28 protein-coding genes are annotated in these 25479 nt (G+C 38.1%); 18 read left to right on the top strand and 10 right to left on the bottom strand.

Translation table 11 applies throughout. The features are described from left to right. Positions 1-20: 20 nt before the first annotated feature. Positions 21-500: a GbsR/MarR family transcriptional regulator gene (locus ASE01S_RS06650; RefSeq protein ID WP_373277937.1), complete on the top strand. Its 480-nt coding sequence runs from the start codon at positions 21-23 to the stop codon at positions 498-500. Positions 501-838: 338 nt separating this feature from the next. Continuing rightward, the gene (locus ASE01S_RS06645; protein ID WP_067840211.1) at positions 839-1207 is read left to right on the top strand and encodes a carboxymuconolactone decarboxylase family protein; all 369 of its coding nucleotides are present in this window, start codon (positions 839-841) and stop codon (positions 1205-1207) included. A gap of 225 nt (positions 1208-1432) precedes the next feature. Here ASE01S_RS06645 and ASE01S_RS06640 read toward each other — a convergent pair whose 3' ends face one another. The 3 genes from ASE01S_RS06640 to ASE01S_RS06630 form a co-directional block, all read right to left on the bottom strand. Beyond that, positions 1433-2665, bottom strand: a complete 1233-nt coding sequence (locus tag ASE01S_RS06640; protein ID WP_083512043.1) for an HD domain-containing protein — start codon at positions 2663-2665, stop codon at positions 1433-1435. A 403-nt stretch (positions 2666-3068) separates the two neighbouring features. Then, positions 3069-3650 (bottom strand): thioredoxin family protein, encoded by a 582-nt coding sequence (locus ASE01S_RS06635; protein WP_067840209.1) that lies wholly within the window; start codon positions 3648-3650, stop codon positions 3069-3071. A 164-nt stretch (positions 3651-3814) separates the two neighbouring features. Then, the gene (locus ASE01S_RS06630) at positions 3815-4705 is read right to left on the bottom strand and encodes a peptidylprolyl isomerase (RefSeq protein ID WP_067840206.1); all 891 of its coding nucleotides are present in this window, start codon (positions 4703-4705) and stop codon (positions 3815-3817) included. A gap of 200 nt (positions 4706-4905) precedes the next feature. Between ASE01S_RS06630 and ASE01S_RS15500 the strand changes: the two genes are divergently transcribed. Then, entirely contained in the window at positions 4906-5016 is a 111-nt protein-coding gene (locus ASE01S_RS15500) for a YjcZ family sporulation protein (RefSeq protein ID WP_083512038.1), read from the top strand. A gap of 345 nt (positions 5017-5361) precedes the next feature. On the opposite strand, the gene ASE01S_RS06625 is transcribed toward ASE01S_RS15500, so the two are convergent. Together ASE01S_RS06625 and ASE01S_RS06620 are read right to left on the bottom strand one after the other, a co-directional pair. Continuing rightward, the gene (locus ASE01S_RS06625) at positions 5362-5904 is read right to left on the bottom strand and encodes a metalloprotease family protein (protein ID WP_067840204.1); all 543 of its coding nucleotides are present in this window, start codon (positions 5902-5904) and stop codon (positions 5362-5364) included. A gap of 294 nt (positions 5905-6198) precedes the next feature. Then, positions 6199-6681, bottom strand: a complete 483-nt coding sequence (locus tag ASE01S_RS06620; RefSeq protein WP_067840202.1) for a GbsR/MarR family transcriptional regulator — start codon at positions 6679-6681, stop codon at positions 6199-6201. Between the two features lie 357 nt (positions 6682-7038). Between ASE01S_RS06620 and ASE01S_RS06615 the strand changes: the two genes are divergently transcribed. The 3 genes from ASE01S_RS06615 (at position 7039) to ASE01S_RS06605 (ending at position 10038) form a co-directional block, all read left to right on the top strand. Next, positions 7039-8238 carry a quaternary amine ABC transporter ATP-binding protein gene (locus ASE01S_RS06615; protein WP_067840200.1) on the top strand — a complete coding sequence of 400 codons (1200 nt, stop codon included), beginning with the start codon at positions 7039-7041 and terminating at the stop codon, positions 8236-8238. Further along, entirely contained in the window at positions 8228-9067 is an 840-nt protein-coding gene (locus tag ASE01S_RS06610; protein ID WP_067840197.1) for an ABC transporter permease, read from the top strand. The genes ASE01S_RS06615 and ASE01S_RS06610 overlap by 11 nt, the downstream gene beginning before the upstream one ends. Before the next feature lie 68 nt (positions 9068-9135). After that, complete coding sequence (locus tag ASE01S_RS06605; RefSeq protein ID WP_067840195.1) at positions 9136-10038, top strand: glycine betaine ABC transporter substrate-binding protein; 903 nt, start codon at positions 9136-9138, stop codon at positions 10036-10038. A 133-nt stretch (positions 10039-10171) separates the two neighbouring features. On the opposite strand, the gene ASE01S_RS06600 is transcribed toward ASE01S_RS06605, so the two are convergent. Both ASE01S_RS06600 and ASE01S_RS06595 read right to left on the bottom strand, forming a co-directional pair. Then, positions 10172-10534, bottom strand: coding sequence for a YtxH domain-containing protein (locus ASE01S_RS06600; protein ID WP_067840192.1), 363 nt, complete (start codon positions 10532-10534; stop codon positions 10172-10174). 239 nt (positions 10535-10773) lie between these two features. Next, positions 10774-11205 (bottom strand): HIT family protein, encoded by a 432-nt coding sequence (locus ASE01S_RS06595; RefSeq protein WP_067840190.1) that lies wholly within the window; start codon positions 11203-11205, stop codon positions 10774-10776. 213 nt (positions 11206-11418) lie between these two features. Between ASE01S_RS06595 and ASE01S_RS06590 the strand changes: the two genes are divergently transcribed. Both ASE01S_RS06590 and ASE01S_RS06585 read left to right on the top strand, forming a co-directional pair. Further along, positions 11419-12162, top strand: a complete 744-nt coding sequence (locus tag ASE01S_RS06590; protein WP_067840187.1) for an ABC transporter ATP-binding protein — start codon at positions 11419-11421, stop codon at positions 12160-12162. Beyond that, positions 12159-13364: an ABC transporter permease gene (locus ASE01S_RS06585; protein ID WP_067840185.1), complete on the top strand. Its 1206-nt coding sequence runs from the start codon at positions 12159-12161 to the stop codon at positions 13362-13364. Before ASE01S_RS06590 ends, ASE01S_RS06585 begins: the two co-directional genes overlap by 4 nt. A 122-nt stretch (positions 13365-13486) precedes the next feature. On the opposite strand, the gene ASE01S_RS06580 is transcribed toward ASE01S_RS06585, so the two are convergent. Further along, the gene (locus tag ASE01S_RS06580) at positions 13487-14650 is read right to left on the bottom strand and encodes a M20 family metallopeptidase (RefSeq protein WP_067840183.1); all 1164 of its coding nucleotides are present in this window, start codon (positions 14648-14650) and stop codon (positions 13487-13489) included. A gap of 292 nt (positions 14651-14942) precedes the next feature. Between ASE01S_RS06580 and liaF the strand changes: the two genes are divergently transcribed. The 7 genes from liaF (at position 14943) to lplA (ending at position 22134) form a co-directional block, all read left to right on the top strand. Further along, positions 14943-15710 carry a cell wall-active antibiotics response protein LiaF gene (gene liaF / locus ASE01S_RS06575; protein WP_067840181.1) on the top strand — a complete coding sequence of 256 codons (768 nt, stop codon included), beginning with the start codon at positions 14943-14945 and terminating at the stop codon, positions 15708-15710. 13 nt (positions 15711-15723) lie between these two features. Beyond that, on the top strand, positions 15724-16782 hold the full coding sequence (locus ASE01S_RS06570; protein ID WP_067840178.1) for a HAMP domain-containing sensor histidine kinase: 1059 nt from the start codon (positions 15724-15726) through the stop codon (positions 16780-16782). Then, a complete protein-coding gene (locus ASE01S_RS06565; RefSeq protein WP_067840176.1) occupies positions 16779-17414 on the top strand; it encodes a response regulator in 636 nt (211 codons plus the stop codon). The genes ASE01S_RS06570 and ASE01S_RS06565 overlap by 4 nt, the downstream gene beginning before the upstream one ends. 117 nt (positions 17415-17531) lie before the next feature. Continuing rightward, on the top strand, positions 17532-19715 hold the full coding sequence (locus ASE01S_RS06560; protein ID WP_067840174.1) for a transglycosylase domain-containing protein: 2184 nt from the start codon (positions 17532-17534) through the stop codon (positions 19713-19715). 466 nt (positions 19716-20181) lie between these two features. Continuing rightward, entirely contained in the window at positions 20182-20916 is a 735-nt protein-coding gene (locus ASE01S_RS06555; protein WP_067840172.1) for an MBL fold metallo-hydrolase, read from the top strand. 60 nt (positions 20917-20976) lie between these two features. Then, positions 20977-21135 (top strand): hypothetical protein, encoded by a 159-nt coding sequence (locus tag ASE01S_RS15740; RefSeq protein WP_157065154.1) that lies wholly within the window; start codon positions 20977-20979, stop codon positions 21133-21135. A 3-nt stretch (positions 21136-21138) separates the two neighbouring features. After that, positions 21139-22134, top strand: a complete 996-nt coding sequence (lplA, locus tag ASE01S_RS06550) for a lipoate--protein ligase (protein WP_067840169.1) — start codon at positions 21139-21141, stop codon at positions 22132-22134. A gap of 218 nt (positions 22135-22352) precedes the next feature. On the opposite strand, the gene ASE01S_RS06545 is transcribed toward lplA, so the two are convergent. Further along, a complete protein-coding gene (locus ASE01S_RS06545; RefSeq protein ID WP_067840167.1) occupies positions 22353-22808 on the bottom strand; it encodes a DUF3939 domain-containing protein in 456 nt (151 codons plus the stop codon). A gap of 175 nt (positions 22809-22983) precedes the next feature. Here ASE01S_RS06545 and ASE01S_RS06540 point away from each other — a divergent pair, with 175 nt between their 5' ends. Then, positions 22984-23517, top strand: a complete 534-nt coding sequence (locus ASE01S_RS06540; RefSeq protein WP_067840165.1) for a competence protein ComK — start codon at positions 22984-22986, stop codon at positions 23515-23517. Between the two features lie 307 nt (positions 23518-23824). On the opposite strand, the gene ASE01S_RS06535 is transcribed toward ASE01S_RS06540, so the two are convergent. Next, positions 23825-24205, bottom strand: coding sequence for a YhjD family protein (locus ASE01S_RS06535; protein ID WP_067840160.1), 381 nt, complete (start codon positions 24203-24205; stop codon positions 23825-23827). 149 nt (positions 24206-24354) lie between these two features. Here ASE01S_RS06535 and ASE01S_RS06530 point away from each other — a divergent pair, with 149 nt between their 5' ends. Both ASE01S_RS06530 and ASE01S_RS06525 read left to right on the top strand, forming a co-directional pair. Continuing rightward, positions 24355-25014, top strand: a complete 660-nt coding sequence (locus ASE01S_RS06530; protein WP_067840159.1) for a TVP38/TMEM64 family protein — start codon at positions 24355-24357, stop codon at positions 25012-25014. Positions 25015-25129: 115 nt separating this feature from the next. After that, positions 25130-25375 (top strand): hypothetical protein, encoded by a 246-nt coding sequence (locus tag ASE01S_RS06525; protein WP_067840157.1) that lies wholly within the window; start codon positions 25130-25132, stop codon positions 25373-25375. The last annotated feature ends 104 nt before the right edge of the window (positions 25376-25479 follow it).

Raw genomic sequence — 25479 nt, 5'->3', positions numbered from 1 at the left:
CAATCGATAAATTTATCCAAATGATTGCAAAAAATATGAATTTATATGGAATTACACCATCGGTAGGTCGATTATATGGTAAGCTTTACTTTAATGAAGATCCAATGACCTTAGACGATATGCGTGATGCCTTAGAGATGAGTAAGACCAGCATGTCAACAGGCGTTAGAGCACTATCTGAAATGAAGATGGTTGAGCCTGCTTTTCGTAAAGGTGTACGAAAGGATTTGTATAAATCTGAAGAGGATTGGTACAAATCTTTTACCTCGTTGTTTGGAAATCGCTGGCGTCATCATACGGAAACAAATATAGAAGAGGCTGAAGAAACCATTCAAGAATTAGAGAAGCTTTACCATGTGACTGACGATCAACAGTTAAAAGAGAAGGTTACCAAGGATATCGAGCGTTTACGTTATGCCCAGAATTATTATAGATGGTTAATGCGCTTTATCCAAGTTGTTGAGTCTGGTGAAATTTTCCAATATGTTCCAAAGCAATGATAAACCTGAATCCGAGATGAGTGATGTTCATCGGTCATCCAATGACTCGCTTTACACGAGCACGGCTTCAGCTAACTTAAGCGAGCTAAAAACGCTCGCTCTGAAAGTGCTTTGCTCTATTGATAAGGTATTTTTTGAAAATGAGCGAAAAAACGGAAATAATCCCCTCTTGTCAATCGTTTGTGACAAGGGGGGATAACGATCTTATCAAGAAAAATAACATTAAGGTTATATTGAATACGGCTATATCTTTTTTTACTGTTAAAAGTATTTCGTGCATGAATGATCCGAATCGATCTCATACTATAAAATATTGAAAGGAATAGGAGGTTTAGACAATGGAACAACAACAAATAAATTCGATGGAAATGGCACTTTTGGATTATAAAGAAGGGCTTGGTACCTTTCAGCAGAAAATGCCTGAGATTGCCCAGAAGTATATTGATTTTACCGAAGCATGTTTTGCAGAAGGTGAGCTGTCTCAAAAGCAAAAGCAGCTTATTGCTCTTGGTATTAGTGTAGTTACCCAGGATGAGTATTGCATGATCTATCATACCAAGGGGTGCATCGATCAGGACTGTTCAGAGCAAGAAATATTGGAAGCTATCGGAGTAACAGCTGCATTTGGAGGAGGTGCCGCGATGAGCCAGGCGGTAACTCTCGTACAAGAAGCAATGAATGAGTTTGGACAAAGTCAGGAGCATTAATGGAAAAGAACAACGAATGGTAAGAGGAGTTATACTTAATGATTTAAATCTGTTGTGTGTTCGTGGTCAAGAGGAAAGGGGGAAGTTACTGAGAATCTTCCCCTTTCATTCTATATACTTTTTAATATTATATCTGATCTAGCTGTGACATGCTCTAGTTATCGGGTTTAAGCAGCTAATCTTAGTTAGTCTCCATGGGAAAGACATCATAGCTTTTCTTACCTTTCATTTAGATAAGGCATTTTCATAGCGACTATCGAGGTAGTCTACAATATGAACAAGATACCCTTCTAATGTTTGCGGTCTACGTACCGCTGAACCCCATTCTGGCAAACCATGATGGCATAAAATACAGTGACTAAGCTCATGAATAGCCTGGATATCAAGTTCAATTTGGTAGGATTCGAGTAATCGAGTTAAAAGTAAGACCCCATATGGAATATGACCCATTAACCCTCCTAGATCATTTATTGAGATTCCCGCTTGCTTCCTATTTTTAATGGAAGTTAGATCTGCTGTTGGATAGAGAAAGGACAGAGCGGTATCAGAACGTCCAGCATGATCATATTCAAGTATCTTACCAAGATCATGAAATAAGATTGCTGTTATTAATATGTGATAATTAGGTAGTTGATTTTTATACTGCATCGCACCATTAGTCATGGCATAAAGATGATCAATAGTATCTCGCCAAATAAAGCGTGAGCTACTATTGTCTGATTTATATGATTGATAAAGCTCCTTTTTATAGGCCTTTTCGACAACTTGAATCAATGTCATGACAGCTTCAATATGCCCTTTATCAAAGGTCGAAATATAATGGGCAAAGCGCATTAAGCCTACAGTATGCTTTAGTAGACCTCCTAAGTAATTATGATGATGACTCTTAGCTGCAGGTGCAAGTCGGAAGTCATGCCAAAAATGCTTAAGTGTTTGCTCAGCTAAAGTTCTATATGGTTGATCAAGTCGCTTTATGTAGCTAAATAATTCTACAATTAAGCTTGGGAAGTCGTCGCGAGTATATGGCAATAATGAAAAAGGATCGATCGCTTCACTGACTGGATTTAATTGGCTAATGGTCAGTGATTTTTGATTATTATACTCATCAACAATCCCCTCAATATGGAAGATTGAATGCTGTTCAAGAATGGGAAGATATTTATTGACTGCCCCCTGATTGTCCCACATTTTTGCTGGTATAATCCCATGATTATTGCTAAAGGATAATCTAAGGTATTGCTTGTCTGTCCGAGTTAACTTAACCTCAAATTCATTCAGCAATACGCGTTGGGTAATGTTATTGCCAGCAAGCTGATCGTCAAGCTTAAATGTGTCTTTTGTAAAATGTAGCTCAGGTGCAGGAAAAGTAGATAATATCTCATTAATTTCTTCTGGCTCCAGTAAAATATCAATTGGAATAAGGTCAAAAAAATAGCGTTCTGGACTTTTAATTTCCAAATTAGCCACTCCCTTCTTCCTTAATTTTAACGGAAAGGAGGAGAGATTGATATGATTTTTGTTGAAAAAACGTCAAACTTTCACATCATAAATGATGCTAAACAACTCGGTTAATGCAACATTGTCATCCAAATAGCTATGTCTGCTAACAAACTGGAGAGACTAGGACAAAAATAAGGATCCGAACAATCTGACCGAGTATAGGCAAAATACCTGATCCCTACAGGAATAGCGTGAACTGAAGATCCACTGTGTCAAGTGGTCTTTTTTCACCCAATTAGCTGAAGCCAATGCCTGTGGCAAGCAAGTATTTGTGAGAGAACCACAGTCGGGTTCCATTTATCTAATGATATTTTTGGTACTGGTCTCTTCTGATTGCGATCTTCAATTGATCTATTTAGCTTTAAACTAAATCACAAGCTTCAGCAGGCATCCAATGCTCATCTTTATTATGCCATTTTACGTTACAGCCAATCGGGTTAGTTAATGGTCTGGTTATTTCTTTACCAGATAAATGTTCAGAGAGGGCATTTTCCAAGTCATTAATGGTTGCTTTTTCAGCTTCCCGCGGATTATCTAAAGCACGCCCAGTATAGATCAGTTCTCGTTTTTGATTGAATAGATAAAAATGTGGTGTGCGCAAAGCACCATATGCCTTAGCAACATCCTGAGATTGATCATGCAAATAGACCCAAGGGAATTTTTGCTCTTCCATTTGTTTAACCATCACTTCAAATGAATCATCTGGTTTTGTTTTCTCACTGTTAGAGTTAATTCCAACAAACTTCACACCTTGATTTGCAAACTTTTCTGCAGTTGCTCGCGTTACTTCATTTGAACCAACAACAAATGGACAATGATTACAAGTGAAAAATAACACCAAAACGTTCGCATCAGCAAAATCTGATAAACCGTATGTTTTTCCGTCTGTTGCAGGTAGCTTAAAATCTGGTGCTTTTTCTCCCAATTTTAATGTAAAAGCCATAAAAAAACCCTCCAATTCTTCACTTTATTCTATAGAAAACATATCAAACAGAAGTGAGATGTTCAATGATCATGCTCAACAATTACAACCAGGGTGCTAACTTATGTGGCTTATGAAGATAAAAACAGTGTATTGATTGGATCAATACACTGTAACGGTGTGGCTTATTCACCATCTGTATCTGGAACGTTAGGTTCTTCTCTTTCAAAGATGGTTTTAAATTCATCGATTTTAACATCAATATTAGCGGCATCAATCATTTCATTGAGTTTATCAGCAAATGCAGCCTGATCAACTCTTGATAGGGCAATATCCATACGTATTGAATCACTGATGTCTGCAAAATCCTCAAGTTCTGTTTCAGCATCTTTAATATCAGTTACCTTAATAATGTGCCAACCCCAAGTCGATTGGACAGGCTCACTAATTTCGTCGATCGCTAAACTATAGGCTGCTTCCTCAAATTCAGGTACCATATCACCAGCCGTAAAGTAACCAAGTTGTCCACCTTCAACGGCTGAAGTAGTATCAGTGGAGTGTTCCTCTGCTAATTCTGCAAAATCCCCACCATCATTTAATTGCGCAAGTATATCATTGGCTGTTTCCTCGTCACCAACTAAGATATGACTTGCTTCAATCTCTGTCTGCATACGATCATAGCGCGTTTGAACTTCTTCATCTGATACTTCAATTCCATCAATCATAGCCTCTTGTTGCAATAATTGTATGCGTAATTGATCACGAAAAGCATCTTCATCACTAAAACCATTAGCAGATAATGCATCATCCCAGCTATCGCCATACATTTCTTTATATTGTTCAAGTTCTTCCTCAACAGCTTTTTCATCAATCTCATATCTATCTTCAAGAATTTTAGCTAGTACAAGATTTTGTAATACGTTTTCTCCCGCTGTAGCTTTTAGCTCATCATAAAATTCTTCCTTGGTAATATTACCATGCTCTGTCTCTACAACTACTTCGGGGTCACCAGAAGAGCAGGCAGATAAACCAATAACACCGGCTGTTATGGTGGCGACTAAAGCTAATTTCTTCATATTTAACTAACACTCCCACTTTACTCAGACACTTTTGTCCAAATTTTATTTCTCAAATGTTAATATACCATAAATTTAAAGGGAATAACTAGCTCAAATTAAAATTTCTCTCTTTTTACATAATTTAAACGATTCGCCCAGACTTAAGCTAGGGTGTATGCATATGATGCTATTGAGTGAAAAAGAAGGGAGGAAAAAAAATGAGCCAAGGTTGCGGATATGGCGGCGGTTATGGCTATGGCGGAGGTTTCGCCCTAATCGTTGTGCTATTTATTTTATTAATTATTGTAGGTGCTGCTTGGGTCTACTAATCTCAAATGGCTAATCGTCACCTCTCTTTGACGAAAAGCCACTGTATGCCAAGTGAGAACAATTCACTAACGTTAGTTGTCAATAATTAAAACGTTTATTTACAAATGAAAAAGCAAACGCCCAGTTATCCACAACCGGGCGTTTGCTTTTTTGCACGTTAAAAATGGATAAAGCTATAGCAAGGTATCCTTCACCGTATTAAAAATTCTGATGGACTAAATATAAGAAAACATATGCAATTCACTAAAAAAGTATAGAATTCTAGGAACGGTAAGAGATACCCTCGTTTTGAACTTTCTATTAGTAAAGGACTATGTGTTTATGATTATGATAGGACTTGCTTGTTAGCCCCGGGAAATCAAAATATCTAGATTGGTTCCATCACTTTCTACAAAGCTGTGGGGCGGTGCTTTCAATAATCGTTCCATTTGAATATAATCCTTTATCGATAAACCGATATTGACCGACGCTAGGATTAAACAGTAGACAAATATGCTCGATATGAGCCAGGCAAAAGCTAATAAGGGTAGTGTAACCAATAAGGTTGGCGCGAACAGGGCGATAATCAAATTTCGCTTAGTTGTTCGAATTTGCCCTTTAATTTTAACTCTAGGTCTGTACCATTGTGTAAAATAAACCGCTATTTTCATCTGTCGGCTGACTAGCTTCAGAAAGAAAAAATGAACAAGACGATGTAGCGAAGGCATGATGCCTAATAATACCAACATAGGAATGAGTCCAATTTCTATTATGACACTATGTTGATGTATACGAGTATAGAGTAAATAGAAGATGATAAATGAAAGGACAGCTATTATAACCGATAGTATGTTTAACCGTTTTTGTTCCATATCTCTATGTATGTTAATAGATTTCCAGCAATTCATTTGATTCCCTCCGCCATAATGCTCGCTCACTTTACTCAAACGAATATAGTACGTTTAGGCATGGAAATCAAGAGTTTTTTGAAAAAAAATCACCCTCCTCATAAAAAGTTGAGCTGTAGTTTGGCAAAGGAGCAGACTAGCCAGCAAGATTGCACTTGAAAAAGAAATAACCGTTAATCGAAAAGTAAGGCATAGATTGAAAAAAGCACTGAAAAAAGCTTCTCAAGGTCATCCGTTTTTTACCAGAAAATTGGATATTTCACTAATAAAAAAACAGGATTTACAATTGGCTTGTTAATCCTGTAGTGGCATTTTTTCACTTAGTGTCTTTAACTTGACGAAGGTTTTTTCGATAAGCGAATGAAAGCTTACCATTTCATCAATTTTATCATCAATCAACTTTCCCTGTGACTGCTTTTTAGCTCTCTGTTTAATCTGGCAAAGGATTTGTTTTTGCATTGAAGTGTGGTTAATCCATTTTTCTAAATAGGTTTGCATAAATCGTTGATAAAGATCTTCGTTAGCTGTATAGAAATCCTTTCTCGTTCCTTTTTTCCAAACTTGTTTAGCTAAATTTAACTCAGATAAGCTACGTATAGCTTTATTAACTGATGTTTTGCTCTTGCCAACTGTTTGACTCATTTCATCCAGTGACATTGGTGAATGATTTAAATAGAGAATCGTAAATAAACGCGCTTCGACCAGTGATAGATCAAACATTTCGACCGTCTTCGCAAATTCATGGATAAGATCATCTGTGATTTTGTTGAGCGTCATGTTTGATCATCTCCTTCACTTTCAGTCATGTTATAGTTAGCTTACACAAATTTAGCTCTAATTGGAAATGGGCAATCATGGAGCATTTTAAAGGATAAACTAGGATTATTAAGAAAATCCTATGTATTTTTTGTACAGTTTAAACTGTACGTAAAATATGTGCAAAATTAAACGTTTTTGTTGTTTGAATGCTTGTTAAGAAAAAGGGTATAGTATTAAAGTAGACAAATTCGGTCTCGATAAATGTGAATATGGACCTATTAGAAAAGACGGTGATTCTAAGATCGTAACCGTTAAGAGTTCGTCCATTTTCTTTTTTTGTTTTGTAGTTGTAATGAATGAAGAGAGGTGAGTACTATGCCAGTCATTGAGGTAAAGAACCTTTCAAAAGTTTTTGGAAAGAATACGAAACAATCCTTAAAACTTTTAGATGATGGTAAAACAAAAGATGAAATTCTAAAGCAAACTGGAGACACGGTGGGGGTTAATCGTGCTTCATTTGAAGTAGAAGCTGGTGAGATTTTCGTAATTATGGGACTATCCGGAAGTGGGAAATCGACATTAATTCGCTTGATTAATCGCTTGATTGAGCCAACTGAAGGTAGTGTAATGATCGACGGTGAGAATTTAGCGACAATGAATAAAGAAAACTTACGTCGCGTTCGTCGTGAAAAACTAAGTATGGTATTTCAGAAGTTTGGCTTATTTCCATTTCGTACAATTCTCGAAAATGCAGAGTACGGTCTTGAGGTACAGGGTATGCCTAAAGCTGAACGAGCAGAAAAGGCTAAAAAGGCACTAGAGCTTGTTGGATTAGGTGACTACATCCAGCAATATCCAGATCAATTATCTGGTGGTATGCAACAGCGTGTTGGTTTGGCTCGTGCACTTGCAAACGACCCTGAGGTCTTATTAATGGATGAAGCTTTTTCTGCTTTAGATCCATTAATTAGAAAAGACATGCAGGATGAGTTATTAGAGCTACAGCAATCAATGAAAAAAACGATTATTTTCATTACACACGACTTAGATGAAGCGTTACGGATTGGCGATCGGATTGCTTTAATGAAGGATGGATCAATTGTCCAAATCGGAACACCAGAAGATATTCTCGTTAACCCTGCTAATGATTATGTTGAACGGTTTGTTGAAGATGTTGATCGTTCGAAGGTGTTAACGGCTGAAAATATTATGAGAAGACCGGAAACAATTAATATTGAGAAGCATGGTCCACGAGTTGCACTAGAGCGAATGCGGGAAGAGGGCTTATCGAGTATCTATGTTACAGACAATAAACGTAATCTCAAAGGTTATGTAACAGCCGATGATGCGTCAATCGCACGAAAAAAAGAAATACGAGATATTAAAGAGATTTTAAAAACAGATGTTCCAACTGTTGAACGAGACAAACCAATGAATGAAATTATTGAAATCATTTATGATTCACCTGTTCCAATTGCAGTCGTGGAAGAGGGAAAACTAGTCGGGATCATTATTAGAGGTTCTGTGCTAGCAGCGTTAGCTGGTGAGAGTGAGGTGCGTTTGAATGCTGAATAATCTACCACAAATCCCATTATCTGATTGGGTTAATTCATTTACTAGTTGGCTAACGAGCACATTTTCGTTTATCTTTAATCCCATTCGAAATCAGTTTGGTGACTTTATGTCATGGACGGCAGATTTGTTGGCTTCAATTCCAGCGATAATCGTCATTATTTTAGTCGCAGTATTAGCATTTTTTATTTCAGGTAAGCGAATAGGCTTATCGGTATTTTCAATCATTGGCTTACTATTGATCTATAATCAAGGATTATGGAGTGAGCTGATGTATACCTTCACTTTAGTTTTAATATCAAGTTTACTATCGGTTATCATTGGTGTGCCAATTGGTATATTAATGTCAAAAAGTAAAGTTGCAGAGACGATTATTTTGCCGGTACTCGATTTTATGCAGACGATGCCTGCCTTTGTATATTTAATACCAGCGGTTGCTTTTTTCAGTATTGGAATGGTTCCAGGCGTATTTGCGTCATTAATTTTTGCCACACCTCCAACGGTTCGCTTTACTAATCTAGGTATCCGACAAGTTTCAACGGAGTTGGTGGAAGCCGCAGAAGCATTTGGAAGTACAGGAGCACAACGGTTATTTAAAGTGGAACTGCCTATGGCAAAAGGGACGATTATGGCCGGGATAAATCAAACGGTTATGTTAGCTTTATCGATGGTTGTGATAGCTTCCATGATTGGAGCACCGGGCTTAGGTAGACCAGTTTTATCAGCACTACAGCGTGCACAAGCAGGTCCTGGTTTTGTTGCAGGGATCTCGATCGTTATTTTGGCTATTATTATTGATCGTATTACCCAAAATATTTATAAATCAAAATAAAAAGTTGGCTATCCTCTATTTAGAGGATTTACCATAAATACAATCAAAAAAGGGGAGACTTTTTTACAATGTTTAAACAAACATGGAAAAGAACAGGATTATTTCTAATTCTTATCTTTTCACTTGTGTTAGTAGCATGTGGAGACGGTAATAATGAAGGGACAGAAGGTGACAATGAAGGTGATGCTAACTTAGGCAATACTGATATTGAGCTTGTCTATGTAGAATGGGATTCTGAAGTTGCCTCTACCAACGTCATTGCACAAGTATTAGAATCACAAGGATATAATGTTCAAGTGACGCCAATTGATAATGCGATTATGTGGGAAGCAGTAGCATCTGGTGATGTTGATGGAATGGTAGCAGCATGGTTACCTGCGACACATGGTGATTTATACGAACAATATCGTGATCAAATTGTTGAGCTCGGAGTGAATTTAGAAGGGGCTAAGATTGGTTTAGTCGTACCAGAATACATGGATGTTGATTCTATTGCAGACTTAGCTGACTATGACGAGATAACTACTATTACAGGAATTGAGCCTGGAGCAGGAGTTGTTGGAGCAGCTGAGCAAGCCCTTGAAGATTACGATTTAGAAGGCTGGACTGTTGAAACATCCTCTAGTGGTGCAATGGCAGTTGCCTTAGGTGAAGCCATTAACAATGAAGAACCGATTATTGTCACAGGTTGGACGCCACACTGGAAGTTTGCCCAATATGATTTAAAATATTTAGAAGATCCTGAAGGAACTTTTGGTAGTGCGGAAGTAATTGAAACAATGGTTCGGGAAGGACTTGAGGAAGATAGCCCAGTCGCTTATCAAATTTTAGATCAATTTAATTGGGAAGCTTCTGACATGGAGGAAGTTATGTTAGAAATCTCTGAAGGTACAACTGTTGAACAAGCAGCTGCCAACTGGATTGAAGCTAACCAAGATAAAGTGGATCAGTGGTTAGAGGGAATTGAGTAAGCCTAGTGATCTTTTTGGCTAAAAAGTTTATACAGCACATAACGCCTAAGCTTAAAGGAGCTTAGGCGTTATGTATGTAGCATGTGCTTATTTCTGGATAAAAACATCCTGATTGATTGGTAAAGCTCATGACTTATTCCGCTGATTGAGTCTGTTCCTCCAGCTCTTTTAACCTTTCTTCAATTTGCGTTAAATAAAGCTGAATATTTCTTTGATGTGGCTCAATAGTAGATTTCCAGCTTTCAATCGATTGTTTAACGTCAATGGATAGATCTTTTATTAAAGCTGCTCCTTCTTTTGTCGCGTGAGCAATTTGCTGAGAGAGCTCCTTACCGTTTTTTTTCACATTTTCTAAAGAATGCTTTAAATCATCAGTATAGCTTTTAATATGTTGACGGGTTTCTTTACCTGATTGCGGTGCACTTAATAGAACAGCTGCTGCACTAACCACACCACCAGCTAAAATCCCTAGTAATAATGATTTACTTTTACCCATTGCTTACACTCCTTCCTCCTCAATTCTACCTCTACTTTATTATCTTCTCTTTATTTCGGCAGGTCAAACATAAAAATAACAAAAAATTAAAAATCTTTATTTAAAACACACCCAGCGTGAGTGAAAAGCCTAGGCTCACCCCACTCTAAACGTTGTCATTTTTGATGTGATAGTGGACAAATGAACTAGGTAACTAGGGATAGGTTTGCACCTATTTAGAAACCCAATACGGAACTGCCCTAATTTAAATGTGCTGCAATGTCAGAAGCAATGTGAGCCAGTTGATTGGTATCATAGTCATCGTTATGGGTTACCCATTTGGCATTAAAACCGTCTGTATGGTCATAACGGGGGATTAGATGAATATGTAAATGAAAGACAGATTGGCCCGCAGCTTCTCCAGTGTTACTTAGGATATTAATACCAGCAGGGTGAAAGGCTTGTTTGATCGCATTGGCAATGCGAGGAACCCTTGCGAATACTTGACTTGCCACATCCTCCGATGTTTGATAAATATTTTCCGTATGTGTTTTAGGAATGACTAATGTATGACCTTTAGTCACTTGACTGATATCTAAAAATGCAAATACATCCTCATCTTCATAAACTTTTGCGGCAGGAATATTGCCCTGTATTATGTTACAAAAGAGACAATTTTGTATTGTTGTCATGAATTCCACTCCTTAGCGATTATTATCTTTATTTTAGCATTAATCGCCATGTTATAGCAAAAAACGTTTTGATAATAAGTTTGCATTCCTTCTAGAAGATGGTAAAATTTTAATCAGTGGTAGAAGGTTATTAACTTATTTTATAAAATAAAATACATGACATTTCAAGCGATATCATAATAGTCAACAATCACTTTAATTAGGAGGTCGAGCATGACAGATTTATTACATATTGACCAATTGACAGGCGGTTACACGCATAAAAATGTTTTGCATGGTATTTCTTTTCGAGTTAAGCCAAAAGAAATTGTAGGGTTAATTGGTTTAAATGGTGCGGGCAAAAGTACAACCTTGAAACACATTATTGGCTTAATGCAGGCTAGAACAGGCAAAATTACTATTTCTGGACAATCCTATCAACAAGATCCAGATTTTTATCGACAACAATTTGCTTATATTCCGGAAATGCCTTTACTTTATGAAGAATTGACCCTTTATGAACATATGAAATTAACCGCAATGGCTTATCAGATCAAGGAGGAGACATTTGAAGCTAGGCTGAAACCGCTCTTAAAGATTTTTAGACTAGAAAAGCAATTAAAGTGGTTTCCTGTTCATTTCTCTAAAGGAATGAAGCAAAAAGTCATGATCATGTGTGCCTTTTTAATTGAACCACCGCTCTATATAGTTGATGAACCATTTGTTGGGCTTGACCCTTTAGGCATTCAAGCCTTTCTTGATCTTATGGTTGAACAAAAAGAGCGCGGAGCAGGAATTTTAATGTCAACGCATATTTTAGCAACAGCTGAACGCTATTGCGATCGGTTTATTATTTTGCATGATGGTGAGATAAAAGCTAACGGTAATATTGAACAGTTACGTCAGCAATTTGGTCTCTCTGATGCGAGCTTAGATGACATCTATCTTCGGTTAACAAAGGAAGGGTCTAACGCATGAATAATAGACAACTCTTTAAAGAACGATTACAGTCCCACTTAAATGAGACGATTCGTTACTTGAAATATATTGTTAATGGTCATACTGCAATAGCTTTAATTTTCTTAGTTGGAGCGGGTGCTTTTTACTATCAGCAATTACTAGCCAACCTTCCGAATAACTTCCCAACTGCTTTGATTACAGCGATTTGCATGACGCTTGTAACGGTGTCTAATCCTATCCAAAACTTACTCAAGGAAGCTGATTTAGTTTTTTTATTACCAGCTGAGAGACGTTTGACATCATATTTTAATTACACGTTAATTTACAGTTTTGTTACCCAGCTTTATTTAGTGATGCTTGTCCTTGCTGCCTTGGCACCATTAGTTCAGACAAGCTATCCGAACCAAAGCTATACGCTCCTAATTTTTTTGGTTTTCTTTTTTAAACTTTGGCATTTCAGTACAAGCTGGTGGTTGTTTCGCTTACGCTACCAATTCCAGCGGTTATTCATCAATAGTATACGTTTAATAGTACAATTTGTTATTTTTTACAGTGTAATCGTTAATGAGCGCACCATTATGATCATTGCAACGATTCTATTATTCGGATTGTTTCTAGTGGTTTACTTTATTTCTCATCAGCAGGCATTTGCTTGGGACCAGTTAATTGAAAAGGATCGTCAGCGGCTACAAAGCTTTTATCGTCTTGCTAGTATGTTTACAGATGTACCGCACTTTAAACCTGCAGCAAAAAAACGTCGACTATTGGTTAATTGGTTCACGCGTTCAATCGGGTTTACTCAGAGCCAAAGCTATGATTACCTATACCGGATTACGTTGATACGTTCTGGTGATTATCTAGGTATTTATATAAGGTTAGTGGCTATTGCAAGTCTAGCGCTAGCCTATATGAATCATTTTATCTTTATCTTGGTTATACCAATCATTTTCATGTATTTATCTGGTGTTCAACTGCTATCGCTCTGGTACCATCATCGGCTCAATTTGTGGCAACGGCTCTATCCGATTGCTGAACAGCAGCGGGAAAAGGCTTTAGTGAAGTTAATTGAACGTCTACTAGTGATTCAACTAGCTGCCTATCTTATCGTATTTGTAGCACTAAGAGAGTGGACAGAGTTATTATCGGTTATGCTAGTAGGTATAACATTTATTTATGGTTTTTGTCGTTTTTATATCCCAAATAAACTTGGCAACAAATAAATTAAGCTATACTGATAACCAGCTCCTGACAAACGTGCATTGGAAAAGCGTCCATTAATTTTCCTAAAAACATTAAAGAGCAAGCCCAGGCTTGCTCTTTAATGTTTTTGATATGATATCTTTTATTGGTAAGCTTCAATTAATTTTAAGAAGGTTTTTACTGCAATCCTCATCGCCTGTTCATCAAAGTCAAACTTTGGATGATGATGAGGATAATTCTGCCCTGTTTGTTGCGCTCCAGTAAAAAAGAATGCGCCTGGACGTTCTAGAAGATAGTAAGAAAAGTCTTCAGCAGTCATCGTGGGCTTAACAAAAGTAGCTGTCTGAACCTCTGGAACCTGTTGAGCTGCTTTTAGCACCAGCTCTGCTTCTTGCTGATGGTTGATAACTGGTGGATAGCCTTTGATATAATCAAAATCAAAATCGACCTGGTAGCTTTGGCAAGTACCAGCAATTATTGCTTCCATTTCCTTTATCATTTGATCTTGCATGATCGGGTCAAATGTTCTGACCGTTCCATCTAAAATCGCTTGATCGGCAATAATATTAAAAGCATCACCGGCTTGAAATTTACCAATCGTTAAAACAGCAGTATCGAGAGGGTTAAGGCGTCGACTAACAATTTGTTGAAGGTTATTAACAAGCTGTGAACCAATCACCACAGCATCCTTTGTTTGATGCGGCATGGCCCCATGGCCACCTTGTCCATAAATGGTAATCTTAAATTTGTCGGCACCTGCCATAAATCTTGATGGTGCAGTCTGAACTGTGCCTAATGGTGCTCCAGTCCAAAGGTGTGTGCCGAAAATAACATCAACATCATCAAGGGCACCTGCTTCTATTATTGACTTTGCTCCGCCGGGTGTTAGCTCTTCAGCATGTTGATGGATGAAGACAAAGTTCCCGGCTAATTGGTTTTGATACTGCTTTAATAGCTTAGCTAAGGTTAATAGAATCGTAGTATGCCCATCATGTCCACATGCGTGCATGACCCCATCTTTTTTGGAACGATAGGGCACATCTTTTTGATCTTGGATCGGTAAGGCATCGAAATCAGCACGTATGGCGATTGTTTTACCAGGTTTGCCACCTTCGAGTCGAGCCACGACCCCATTTTCTCCAACTGGAGCCTGATAAGGGAGGGCTAATTTCTGATAGAAGTTTTTAATAAATTTGACTGTTTCAAACTCTTGGAAGGATAGCTCAGGGTGCTGATGTAAATACCTTCTCATTTCGACCATTTCGTTAAACTGATGATTGACTTGCTCCAATATATCTTGCCACATATGGCCTGCCCCCTTTTAAAATGTATGATTATTATAACATACCTCCTACTAAAGACGGAGTAAAAACCCTTCTTACGGTCGTTACAGTGGGGTTTTTTTAGAGTATAATGGATCTTATAGAACGCGTTCGCAGGCTACCAAAGAAAGCAAGCAGGTGGGTCGCATATTCGGGCAATCGAGTAATAGAACAACATTTTAACAATGATCTGTCGCAATGCATCTGATAGGCTTGTCGAACAACTTAGGTTAAATCGTTCAATATATAGAGAGAGTTAGAAAGGAGGCTGGAAAGATGAAACACCGTTTCTTCGAAAATATATTTGCATTAGGCATGATATTACTTGGTATTATCCTGGTCTTAACCAATATAGGCACACTCAATTGGTCATTTGGTGATTGGTGGCATTACCTCTACCCGGTCTTTTTTATAGTGTTAGGAATTAAATGGTTTTTTCAAGCTTTTAAAGGGTTTAACGGTTTCGGTACGCCAACGTTTTTAATCATTTTTGGCAGTCTATTGCTTTTGGGGCAAATGGGTTATATTCACTTTGGTTTTTGGGATCTATATAAATTGTGGCCGTTGATTCTTATTTTTATTGGACTTCATTTCTTAGGCTGGTCACGTAAAAAACGAAAATTTAAATTTATTTATGATTCTAATCACCACGATGGATGCGATCATGGATCAAAAATAAAAGATAGTAAGGTTATTTTTGGAGACTACTCCTATGATCAACCCAATTGGAAGGTAGAGCCAATCCATATTTGGAATGCTGTTGGCGATCATACCATGGACTTCACAAAGGCTTTTATTCCTGATCAGGAGACCCCAATTATCATTCATGGCCTTGCTGGTGATATCAAAATAGTTATACCTGAGCATGTTGATTTTTCTGTAATAGCTAAAGTAAATGCTGGCAATATAGTAGTGTTGGATACGACTTCGGAGGGCATTAATCGCTCCGTTTCGCTTGAAACCCCTGGCTATGCTAGTGCGACTAGAAAATTAACCTTTGATTTAAGACTAAAAGCAGGCAGTATTAGGATAGATCGAATTTAGGGAGGGTGGTAGCTTGTTTAGGAAGCTTAACTCAATCCGCTATATTTTTATTCAATCTCAACTATCATCGATTTTTTTCACATCAGCTTCTATGTTAGTCATCTTAACTGTTATTAGTATCGTGGCTGACCCGGTTTGGTTAAGTCAGCTAAATATCGTATTATTTGTCGGGAGTTTTTTTATATTGGGCTCATTCTTTGCTGTCTTGATTGGGTTTCGGTCCAGTGGTCAGCTTAAATCAAGGATTGATGATTTATCAGTCATGATTATGCAGTTGACACGAGGCAATTATCGTTCTCGCTTTCAATTAGATTCAGAGGGAGAGATTGCTCGGATTGGTGCTGAATTGAATCATTTGGCGAAAAAGCTCGATGATCAAGTTCGTTTCTTACAGCGCTTAGCTGACGAGAAAGCAGCTTATGCAGAGTCTGCACATAAAATTGCAACAATTGAAGAACGCCAACGGCTAGCACGTGATCTGCATGATTCAGTTAGCCAGCAGCTTTTTGCATTAACGATGATGTCTAAAGCGGTTGTTAGAATGATAGCCAAAAACCCGACAAATGCCAAAGAGCGAATGGAAGAGGTTGCCGAGACAGCTATGAAAGCGCAGACTGAAATGCGCGCATTATTATTACATTTACGTCCTATTCATTTATCTGATCAATCTTTAAGTGATGGACTGGCTAATTTAATTGCAGAATTAAAGAGCAAGTGTGAGATAGTGTTTGATTTAAAAATTGATCATGATATTAGCCTACCGCGCTTTACTGAAGAACATTTATTTCGAATTATTCAAGAAGGCTTGTCTAACACACTTCGCCATGCTGAGGCAACTAAAGTTAAATTGTATTTAATTCGTGAGTCAAATCATATCTATATCCATTTAGCCGATAATGGAAAGGGCTTTGACTGGTCGATAGCAGATCAGAAAAAAACGTCGTATGGTTTAAAAACGATGCGTGAGCGCAGTGAGGAAATAGGTGGTCAATTCTGTCTAAGAACAAAGCAAGGAGAAGGGACATATATGGATATTCGTCTACCATTTCGATGCGAGGAGGAGCAGGCATGATCAGAATTGTCGTTGTTGACGATCATGATGTCGTTAGAAAAGGTGTTATTTCATATTTAGAAACGGAAGAGCACTTTGATATTGTTGGTGAAGCAAGTAGTGGCCATGAAGGAGTAATAACAGTTCTAAACAAAAGACCAGATGTTGTTTTGATGGACTTGATGATGGAGAATGGTAGTGGTATGGAAGCAACCAAAGCTATTAAAGAAGCACTGCCAGAATGTAAGGTCATTATTTTAACCAGCTATTATGATGATGAGCAAGTTTTTCCGGTGCTAGAAGCTGGTGCGTTTAGCTATTTACTAAAAACAGCATCGGCAGAAGAAATTGTTGCAGCAATTGAAAAGGCTTATCATGGTGAAACAGTTATCGAGCCGAAGGTAGCTCATAAAGTCATGACACGTTTCCATCGCAAGGATCCAGAATTACATGAACAGTTAACTGAGCGTGAACGAGAGGTTTTAATTTGCTTAGCTAACGGTGCATCTAATCAGGAAATTGCAGATCAATTGTTTATCGGGATAAAAACAGTGAAAACACATGTAAGCAACATCTTAAGAAAGCTTGATGTCCATGATCGTACTCAAGCGGCTGTTTATGCCCATCGTCACCAATTAATCAAATCAAGTTAATCTCATTCACCTCTAAAACATGAGACACTCAGGCTATTTACTTTAGCTTAGTCTGAATTTGTCGTATAATGTTTGTTTGATAGCAACTAGCTATCAAACGTTTAGAGGTGTTTTTTTATGGATAAAATTTACAAACTATACAATCACATAATTAGAGCCATTAAGCGACCATGGGTGAAATGGCCAGCGCTGATTATAGTAGCTATTCTAACCTTAGGTTTTGCGGGGTTTTTATTTATTATTTATGGTGGTGGATTAATTGTCGATCAAGAAGCACTCATTCTTCCTGCTACCACCAGTGTTGTAACCGAGGATGGAACTGAAATTGGCCAGCTTTACACGGAAAATCGTCAGCTTGTTGAGCTTGACCAGATTCCAGATCACGTCCTGCAGGCTTTTATTGCAGTTGAGGATGAACGGTTTTATCAGCATGCTGGCATAGATTTTAAATCTGTGATTAGAGCAGTATATCGAGATATCCGCGCCTTTGATAAAGTAGAAGGTGCCAGTACGATTACGCAACAATTGGCGAAAAATCTCTTTCTTGATCAGAGCAGGTCCTGGATGCGAAAAACACAAGAAGTGATGGCTTCGATATATTTGGAACGTCATTTTAGTAAGAATGAAATTTTAGAGCTATATTTAAATCAAGTCTATTTTGGCCATGGCATTAATGGAATAGGTACTGCAGCTAAGTATTTTTTTGATAAACCTGTCGATCAGTTAACGATTACAGAAGGTGCCATGTTGGCGGGGATGATGAAGGGACCAAATCTTTATTCACCTTATATTGATCACGAACGAGCGCTTGAACGCCGGAATCTGGTTCTAAGCCAACTAGAACGCGTAGGCTATCTTGACCTCGAGGAGATGCTTACTTTACAAGGCCAAACATTACATATAGCTGACCATGATGAGAATGAAAAGCCCTGGTTGGATGATTATTTAGAACTTGTGATTCGAGAGGCTGAAGAGGTTTATCAAATTTCGAGGCGAGAACTTCAACGAGGCGGCTATCAGATTACGGCTTATATGGATGAAACAGCTCAAAAGATTGCCTATCAACTGTTTCAGGATGATTCTTTTTTTCACGGTGCACAGCCAAACATTGAGGCAGCCTTCACGATGCTTGACCATAAAACAGGTCAACTAAAGGCGGCATTAGGGGGGCGTGATTTTCAGATTGGCGATCATCACCGTGCGTTAATTAAACAACAGCCTGGATCAGTGATCAAACCTTTGGCTGTTTATGGTCCTGCTTTAGAAGAAGGGTATCAGCCCTATTCATTGCTTGATGACAGCCAGCAAGACTATGAGGGCTATTCCGTTCGAAATGCTGATGGACAATATCAGGAGCAGGTGTCTATGTACGAAGCACTGACGGTTTCTAAGAACACTTCAGCTATATGGTTATTGGATCAATTGGGGATCGACACAAGTAAACAGTATTTAGAAATGTTAGGCTTAACTATTCCAGATCAGGGATTAGCCATCGGTCTAGGTGGATTAAGTGAAGGCCTAACACCGATACAAATTGCGCAAAGCTATCAAACCTTTGCACATGGTGGAGAGTGGATTGAGGCTCATACTATAGCAGAAGTTAGGGACCGGCATGGTGAAGTGATCGTACAGGCTCAGCCTGAGGCACGCTCTGTTTTTTCTGATCAGGTAGCTTGGCATATGCTTAGAATGCTAGAAAATGTAGTTAAGCAGGGAACAGCTCAATCAGGTGTATATGATAAAGCCCTAGCTGGGAAAACGGGAACGACTCAACATCCTCATGCACCTGGCTATGTTAAGGATGCATGGTTTGCCGGAATCACACCTGAATATGTTACCACACTCTGGATTGGCTATGATCATAGTGATGCCGATCATTATTTAACAATAGGGAGTGAAGCACCTACTGAATTAACGAAAGCGATCTTATCACAGCTTGATCAAAAGCAGACGCTTAAGGCTACTTTTGCTAAACCTGACCATGTAAACGAACTAGAACCACCGATTGAATTACCACAAATCAACGACTTAACTGTATCTTATAAATTTGGCGGATGGCGTCTTATTCAAGGTGAGTTGGCTTGGACCGCGAGTGATGATGACCGTGTCATTTACTATATTTATCAAATTGATCAAGCAGGGCAAGTGGAGCAGATTGGTCAGGTACAGGGAGAAGCAAGCTTTACCCTTGTTAATCCACCTCTTTTCAGACAGTCAAGCTTTTATGTTGTCCCCTATAACGCCCAGACTGATCAGCTAGGTAATCAATCCAATCTAGCTACACTCTCTTTACGTGACTAATAGATACCTTGCTGATCGTTTTTGATCAGAGGTCAAATATGTTACACTACTTATATAAAAGTTGGTCAAAAAGTAACCAAATGCTAAGTTGAGGTACATATTTATCGCAGTGTAACTGTCTGGGGCTGCGATTACTCGCCCCATCGAAGGGCTTTTGTAAGACTCCCACTTCAAGAAATAAGGGAACACGTCATGTCTAAGTGGGAGATCCAACAACCAGTAACGGCCCGATTGGTTCAACTAACGTTCAGTAGGGGAGAGAGGAAGATAACTAAGTTCGCGACGTCGTGTTGCAACGTCTGCACGAGCACATCCTATGCGTCGAACCCCCACTGAACGCAGTTTCACTTTTATTATCTGTTTTATGCTAATGACTCTGAATCGCGCAGTCAAGCTGTCTCGAGCTAGTTGCTTTCGTTGGGAACTTTTTTGAATAAGAATATTTTTAGCATTGAGGTGATACATTATGAATTTGACAGTTGTTGGCTACTGGGGAGCTTACCCCGAGCAAGGGGAAGCTACATCCGGTTATTTGTTTGAAAAGGATGGTTTCCATCTGTTAATTGATTGTGGTAGTGGGGTCATGGCTCAGTTACCTAAATATGTTAATCCCTATCAATTAGATGCTGTATTACTCACGCACTATCACCAGGATCATGTGGCAGACATTGGTGTATTGCAATATCACATGCTGGTTCAAAATGGACTCCAAAAACAGGATAAAGTGTTGCCGATTTATGGACACGCTGATGACTCAGAGGGTTTGGCAATGCTCGATCACCAATATACCAAGGGGATGGCTTATGACCCTACTGGTCGTTTAGTCATTGGGCCATTTACGATTGAATTTTTGGCCACTGATCATCCTGTACCTTGTTATGCGGTACGGATTACAGATGGACAGGATACGATTGTTTATACAGCTGATTCAAGTTATAAACCTGAATTTGTCTCGTTTAGTCAAGCAGCTGACCTTTTGATTACAGATTGTAATTTCTATCAAGGGCAGGACGGCAAAGAGGCTGGACATATGAACAGTCAACAATGTGGAGAGATTGCAACGGCAGCTGATGTTGGGACATTGTTGCTTAGTCATCACCCACACTTTGGTGATCGTGAACAGCTGGTAGTGGAAGCGAAGCGTTTTTATCAAGGGTCCGTCGTGTTAGCCCATTCTGGCTACAAATGGAAGAAACAGTAAATGCAGCTCACCATTAACTGCATTGAGCAGAAGTATTCTCGTTCGAGTGGAGTAAGATGAATGGCTATTCGTACTCTATTTAGTACGGCACAATCTAGGCTGAATCAAGTTAAAGCACTCGGCGGATACAACAAATTTTTAGAGAAGCTCGATAAAATCTGGGGACAAATACGCCAAGGGCATTTGATAAGATGGTGGGACAAGCTAAAGGAGGAATAAAAGTTGAAGTTTATTGATAACGAAGGAGTAACCAATCCGTATATTAACCTTGCAATTGAAGAGTATGTGTTAAAGAATTTTGGTGAAAAGGACACATTTCTACTCTTCTATATTAATGATCCATCTATTATTATAGGTAAAAATCAAAATACGATTGAAGAAATTAACACGAAATATGTAGATGATCACAATATTAAAGTGGTTCGTCGCCTGTCGGGCGGTGGGGCAGTTTATCATGATCAAGGTAACTTGAATTTTAGTTTTATTACTAAAGATGACGGGGACAGTTTCCATAACTTTGCCAAGTTTACTGAACCGGTTGTCCAAGCCTTGCAAGCCTTAGGTGTTCCTGCTGAATTAAGCGGTCGGAATGATTTGGTTGCAGATGGTCGGAAAATATCCGGTAATGCACAATTCACAACACGTGGACGGATGTTTAGTCATGGAACATTAATGTTTGATTCGGAAATTGAACATGTTGTGGCTGCTTTAAATGTTAATGCTGAAAAAATTAAATCAAAAGGCATTAAATCCATTCGAAGTCGAGTTGCTAATATTTCAGAATTTTTAGCAGAAAAAATGACCATGGAGCAATTTAAAGACCATATATTGAGGCATTTGTTCGATGTCGAGAATATTGAAGATGTTCCTCGTTATAAGCTAACTGAAGAAGATTGGGCAAACATTGATAAAATCTCAGAGCAACGCTATCAACAATGGGAGTGGAATTTTGGTAAATCACCTACTTTTGACATTCAAAAATCGCATAAATTTCCAGCTGGTTTAGTTGATGTACGGATGGATGTCTCAAAAGGGATCATTAAAAATTGTAAAATATATGGTGATTTTTTTGGTGTTGGAGATGTCGAGACCATTGAGCAAAAGCTTGTAAATGTTCGCTATCAGCGTCAGGCGCTTGAAGAGGCCCTGACAGATGTAGACGTTCCACATTATCTAGGGAAAATTACCAAAGAAGAGCTTATTGATTTAATCTATTAATCGTTATCTAGATTAGTAATAGCTTGAACCTAAACACGTCTGATTAAAAGCAGGCGTGTTTTTAGTTATTAATGAAAACAGGAGGAGAAGACTAGCGGAAACTGTTGGCATATTTAGTTTTTCGGATAGGTTATTTATAATAATGAAAAAGGTCAAAAGGAAGAGGTGGTGGAGTGAAAATTATACCACCCCTTCTGTTGAATACAAATTATCAAGGGCTATTTTGGCCGTTTGGTTGTAATTAAATGTTCATGCTTACTTAGATAGAATTCAACATGCGGGCGATAATCTAATAATCCTTGCTTTGCTAGTTTATGATAGCTGATTTTAAAATAGGGATCACCGTGAATAACAGGGATATCATTGGTTAAATCGATATAGCGATCGACTGCACGTTGAACATCATCAAATGCTTCTGCTAAGTGCTTGTCTTCTTCATCAAAAATCTCATAGGTCTCAGTAGACATGTAGTAGGTTTTAATAGGGATGCCTTTTAGGATAGGGGCTAGTTTTTGGTAATTGATTGATAAATCTTCATTAATTAATGTACTTAACGGAACGTCATCAGGTAATTTTGTTGTATACTCATGTATCGCATGTTTTAGTTCTCCTAATGACACATTAATGACAGGATAATGGGGCTCTTTTTTCTTTAATTTAAAGGGGTTCCACAAGATCTTTCAACTCCCTTCTTTTAGAGTTATTACTTTTATTATAACAGAAAAATCGCTTTCAAAGATTAAATTTTGATTGATAAAAAATATTATTTCTATCACTTTTTTCTAAAAAAAAGTGTATAATTGTTATGTAAGCTTTAATAAAAATTATGTGAGAAAGGATGTTTAGTGTATGAGTCAAGAATTGAAAACATCCCATGAGCTGTCACATACCACCATGGCTTTTATTGCAACTGAGTACGATGGTTTATGGTGTTCATTAGTGTACGAAGAGGAGGTAAAGGACCCAATACTGGTTAAATCCTCACCACTGAAGTTAATCGAATCCGCTTGTCGCCATTATGGTGAAGAGTTGATTGCTCGCTTTGATGGTGCAAAGCTACTCTGTGACTTCAATAATAAAACTCCAATTGCGATTAGTTCCTCGAATGGTATCTTCTTCTTTCCAACTCAATCCCCTACTAGTATAAGCTGTTCATGGATTTCTCATACTCACATTAGAAGGATTAAAAAAGCTGACTATGGTAGCTCAATGATTGTATTTCGTGATGGTCGAGAGCTTCTGCTGCCTATTTCAGAAGGCATTATGCAAAATCAGGTTAATCGTACGGCTCAATATCGTTTTATTTTGTCCGAGCAACTTAAGCCCAATCAACAACAAGGCGCTTTAAATGCTATGATGAAGGTCATCGGCCATATGATTTAGCAGAAGTCTCTACTTCTATAAGTGGTGAGATAACTGCCTATTTGTATTCCATTTAGTGGGGGGTTAAACCGCGCCGAATATAGTTAAAGCCTCCGGCCGATGCCACAAATTTTCAAAGCGAATCTAGCGAGCGAAGCTCGAAAAAATCTGGCGCAAATATACTAAGGAGTCTTTGATTCGACTGGCCTTGGCCCTCTAAAAAAACGAAGGTTTTCATGCTAAGCTAGCTGATAACCTTCGTTTTTCTTATCTTTCAGTCATATCATGATTTAGTTTTGGTGAAACTAATCAGAAATTATTTCCGTCCTTATTTACTAGAGGAGGGAGATTCAAGTATATTTAACATAAGCTCAGATAAAATTACTTCAACCTTTTTTCGAATAGCAGGGTTGAAATAGTTGCGCTGTTCCTCACGCCCTTGACAGATAAAGAGATAACCTGTAAAGGTGTTATTTCTTTCTAAAGTTATAATCTTTAACTTTTGATCATGCATGTATTTACGGAGCTGCTGTCGTTCTAATAAGGCTTTATCAATCATTTTGGTCAGCAAATCGAGGTAGGGCTGTTTGATTGTTAAAGTAGAGTTGTCAGCAAGCTTGGCTGAATCCTTTTGCAAGACGATCAAAGCCATTGATAAAAAGAGGAAACGTGAGGCTAGAGCATATTCAGATTCAGTTAAATAACGCATATCAACATCTCCTTATTGATTATAGAACATGTGTTCTGTTATTATATACGAAAACGTGCCTAAATAAAAGTGTTATAACTACATTTTTTCTGGGAATAGATCATAATAAGGGTGTGAACAGCAAACATCCAGTACTGAGGGGTGAGCAGATGAAGCAAGCATTAGAGCAAAGCATTACAATTGAACAAGTTCGTGAACTCCTCGAAACCAATCAATATGATGTACTTATCGAGAGGCTGCTATTTATTTATGAAGGGTTCGGCCCATTACCAGGGATTTTGTTACCGTTTATCGAAAGCTTCCTTCCCTTTTTACCATTAACGGTTATTGTCATGACTAATGCAGCTGCATATGGTTTATTTAAAGGTTTTTTATATTCTTGGATTGGTGAAACACTAGGTTCTATTATGTTTTTCTTTGTTATTCGACGTTTTCGGCATAAGGCGGTTTTTAGGTGGATACATAATAATAAACAGGTCGGGAAAGTAACGAGTTGGGTTGAGCGACATGGATTTGGTCCATTATTTATTTTGCTTTGCTTTCCGTTCTCACCATCATCGATAATTAACCTAGTGTCTGCTTTATCTAACGTTAGTATTTACCAATTTATCTTAGCTATTTTATTAGGTAAATCAGTGATGATTTTCTCGTTGGCTTACGTAGGCAGTAGTTTGGTTTCATTCGCCGAAAATCCACTTCGTACAATCTTAGTCGGTATCGGTATTTCATTATTTTGGCTACTCGGTAAACAAATTGAGAAGCGATTATATCGTAAAGGTGAAATAAAACAGCCTTCTGAACACAATTAGTACAAGTATATCCCATTTTGATATAGTTCAGCGTCCACTTTGCCGGTTTGTTTACAAAACCATATTGACTCTCGTTTTATCGTGTTAACATGAAATTACTTGAATATGTACTTTAATGATTATTACGATTCCTGCAAAAGAGCAACTAGCACAGACGGCACAGGCAGAATTTTCTGCCGAGATCGATCGAGTCGTGCCCACTGAAAGTGTCCCTTGGAGTGAGTCAAATAAGTATCTAACTTTTGAGGCTTTCAATTGTATTGATTCCACACAAAAACTTGAAGCCCTCCCGAAAAGGGAGCTTTGTCAGCAAATTGAGCAGACCGTTAATGGTCCGCTCCCACCTCTCGCTGAAAAATAACTCCATGTCAATTTTTTATTTCTTTACAAATTGTTCATCGCTTTTCTAGCTATCTAGTAAAGGGATATTCAGGAGAACGATCTCCTATACTATGAACAGGTAAT

This window comes from Amphibacillus sediminis NBRC 103570 (assembly GCF_001552275.1).
In the GTDB taxonomy this organism is placed as follows: Bacteria; Bacillota; Bacilli; order Bacillales; family Amphibacillaceae; genus Amphibacillus_B; species Amphibacillus_B sediminis.
Note: the sequence above shows the minus strand (reverse complement) of the source record. Positions and strands in the feature narration are given on the sequence as shown.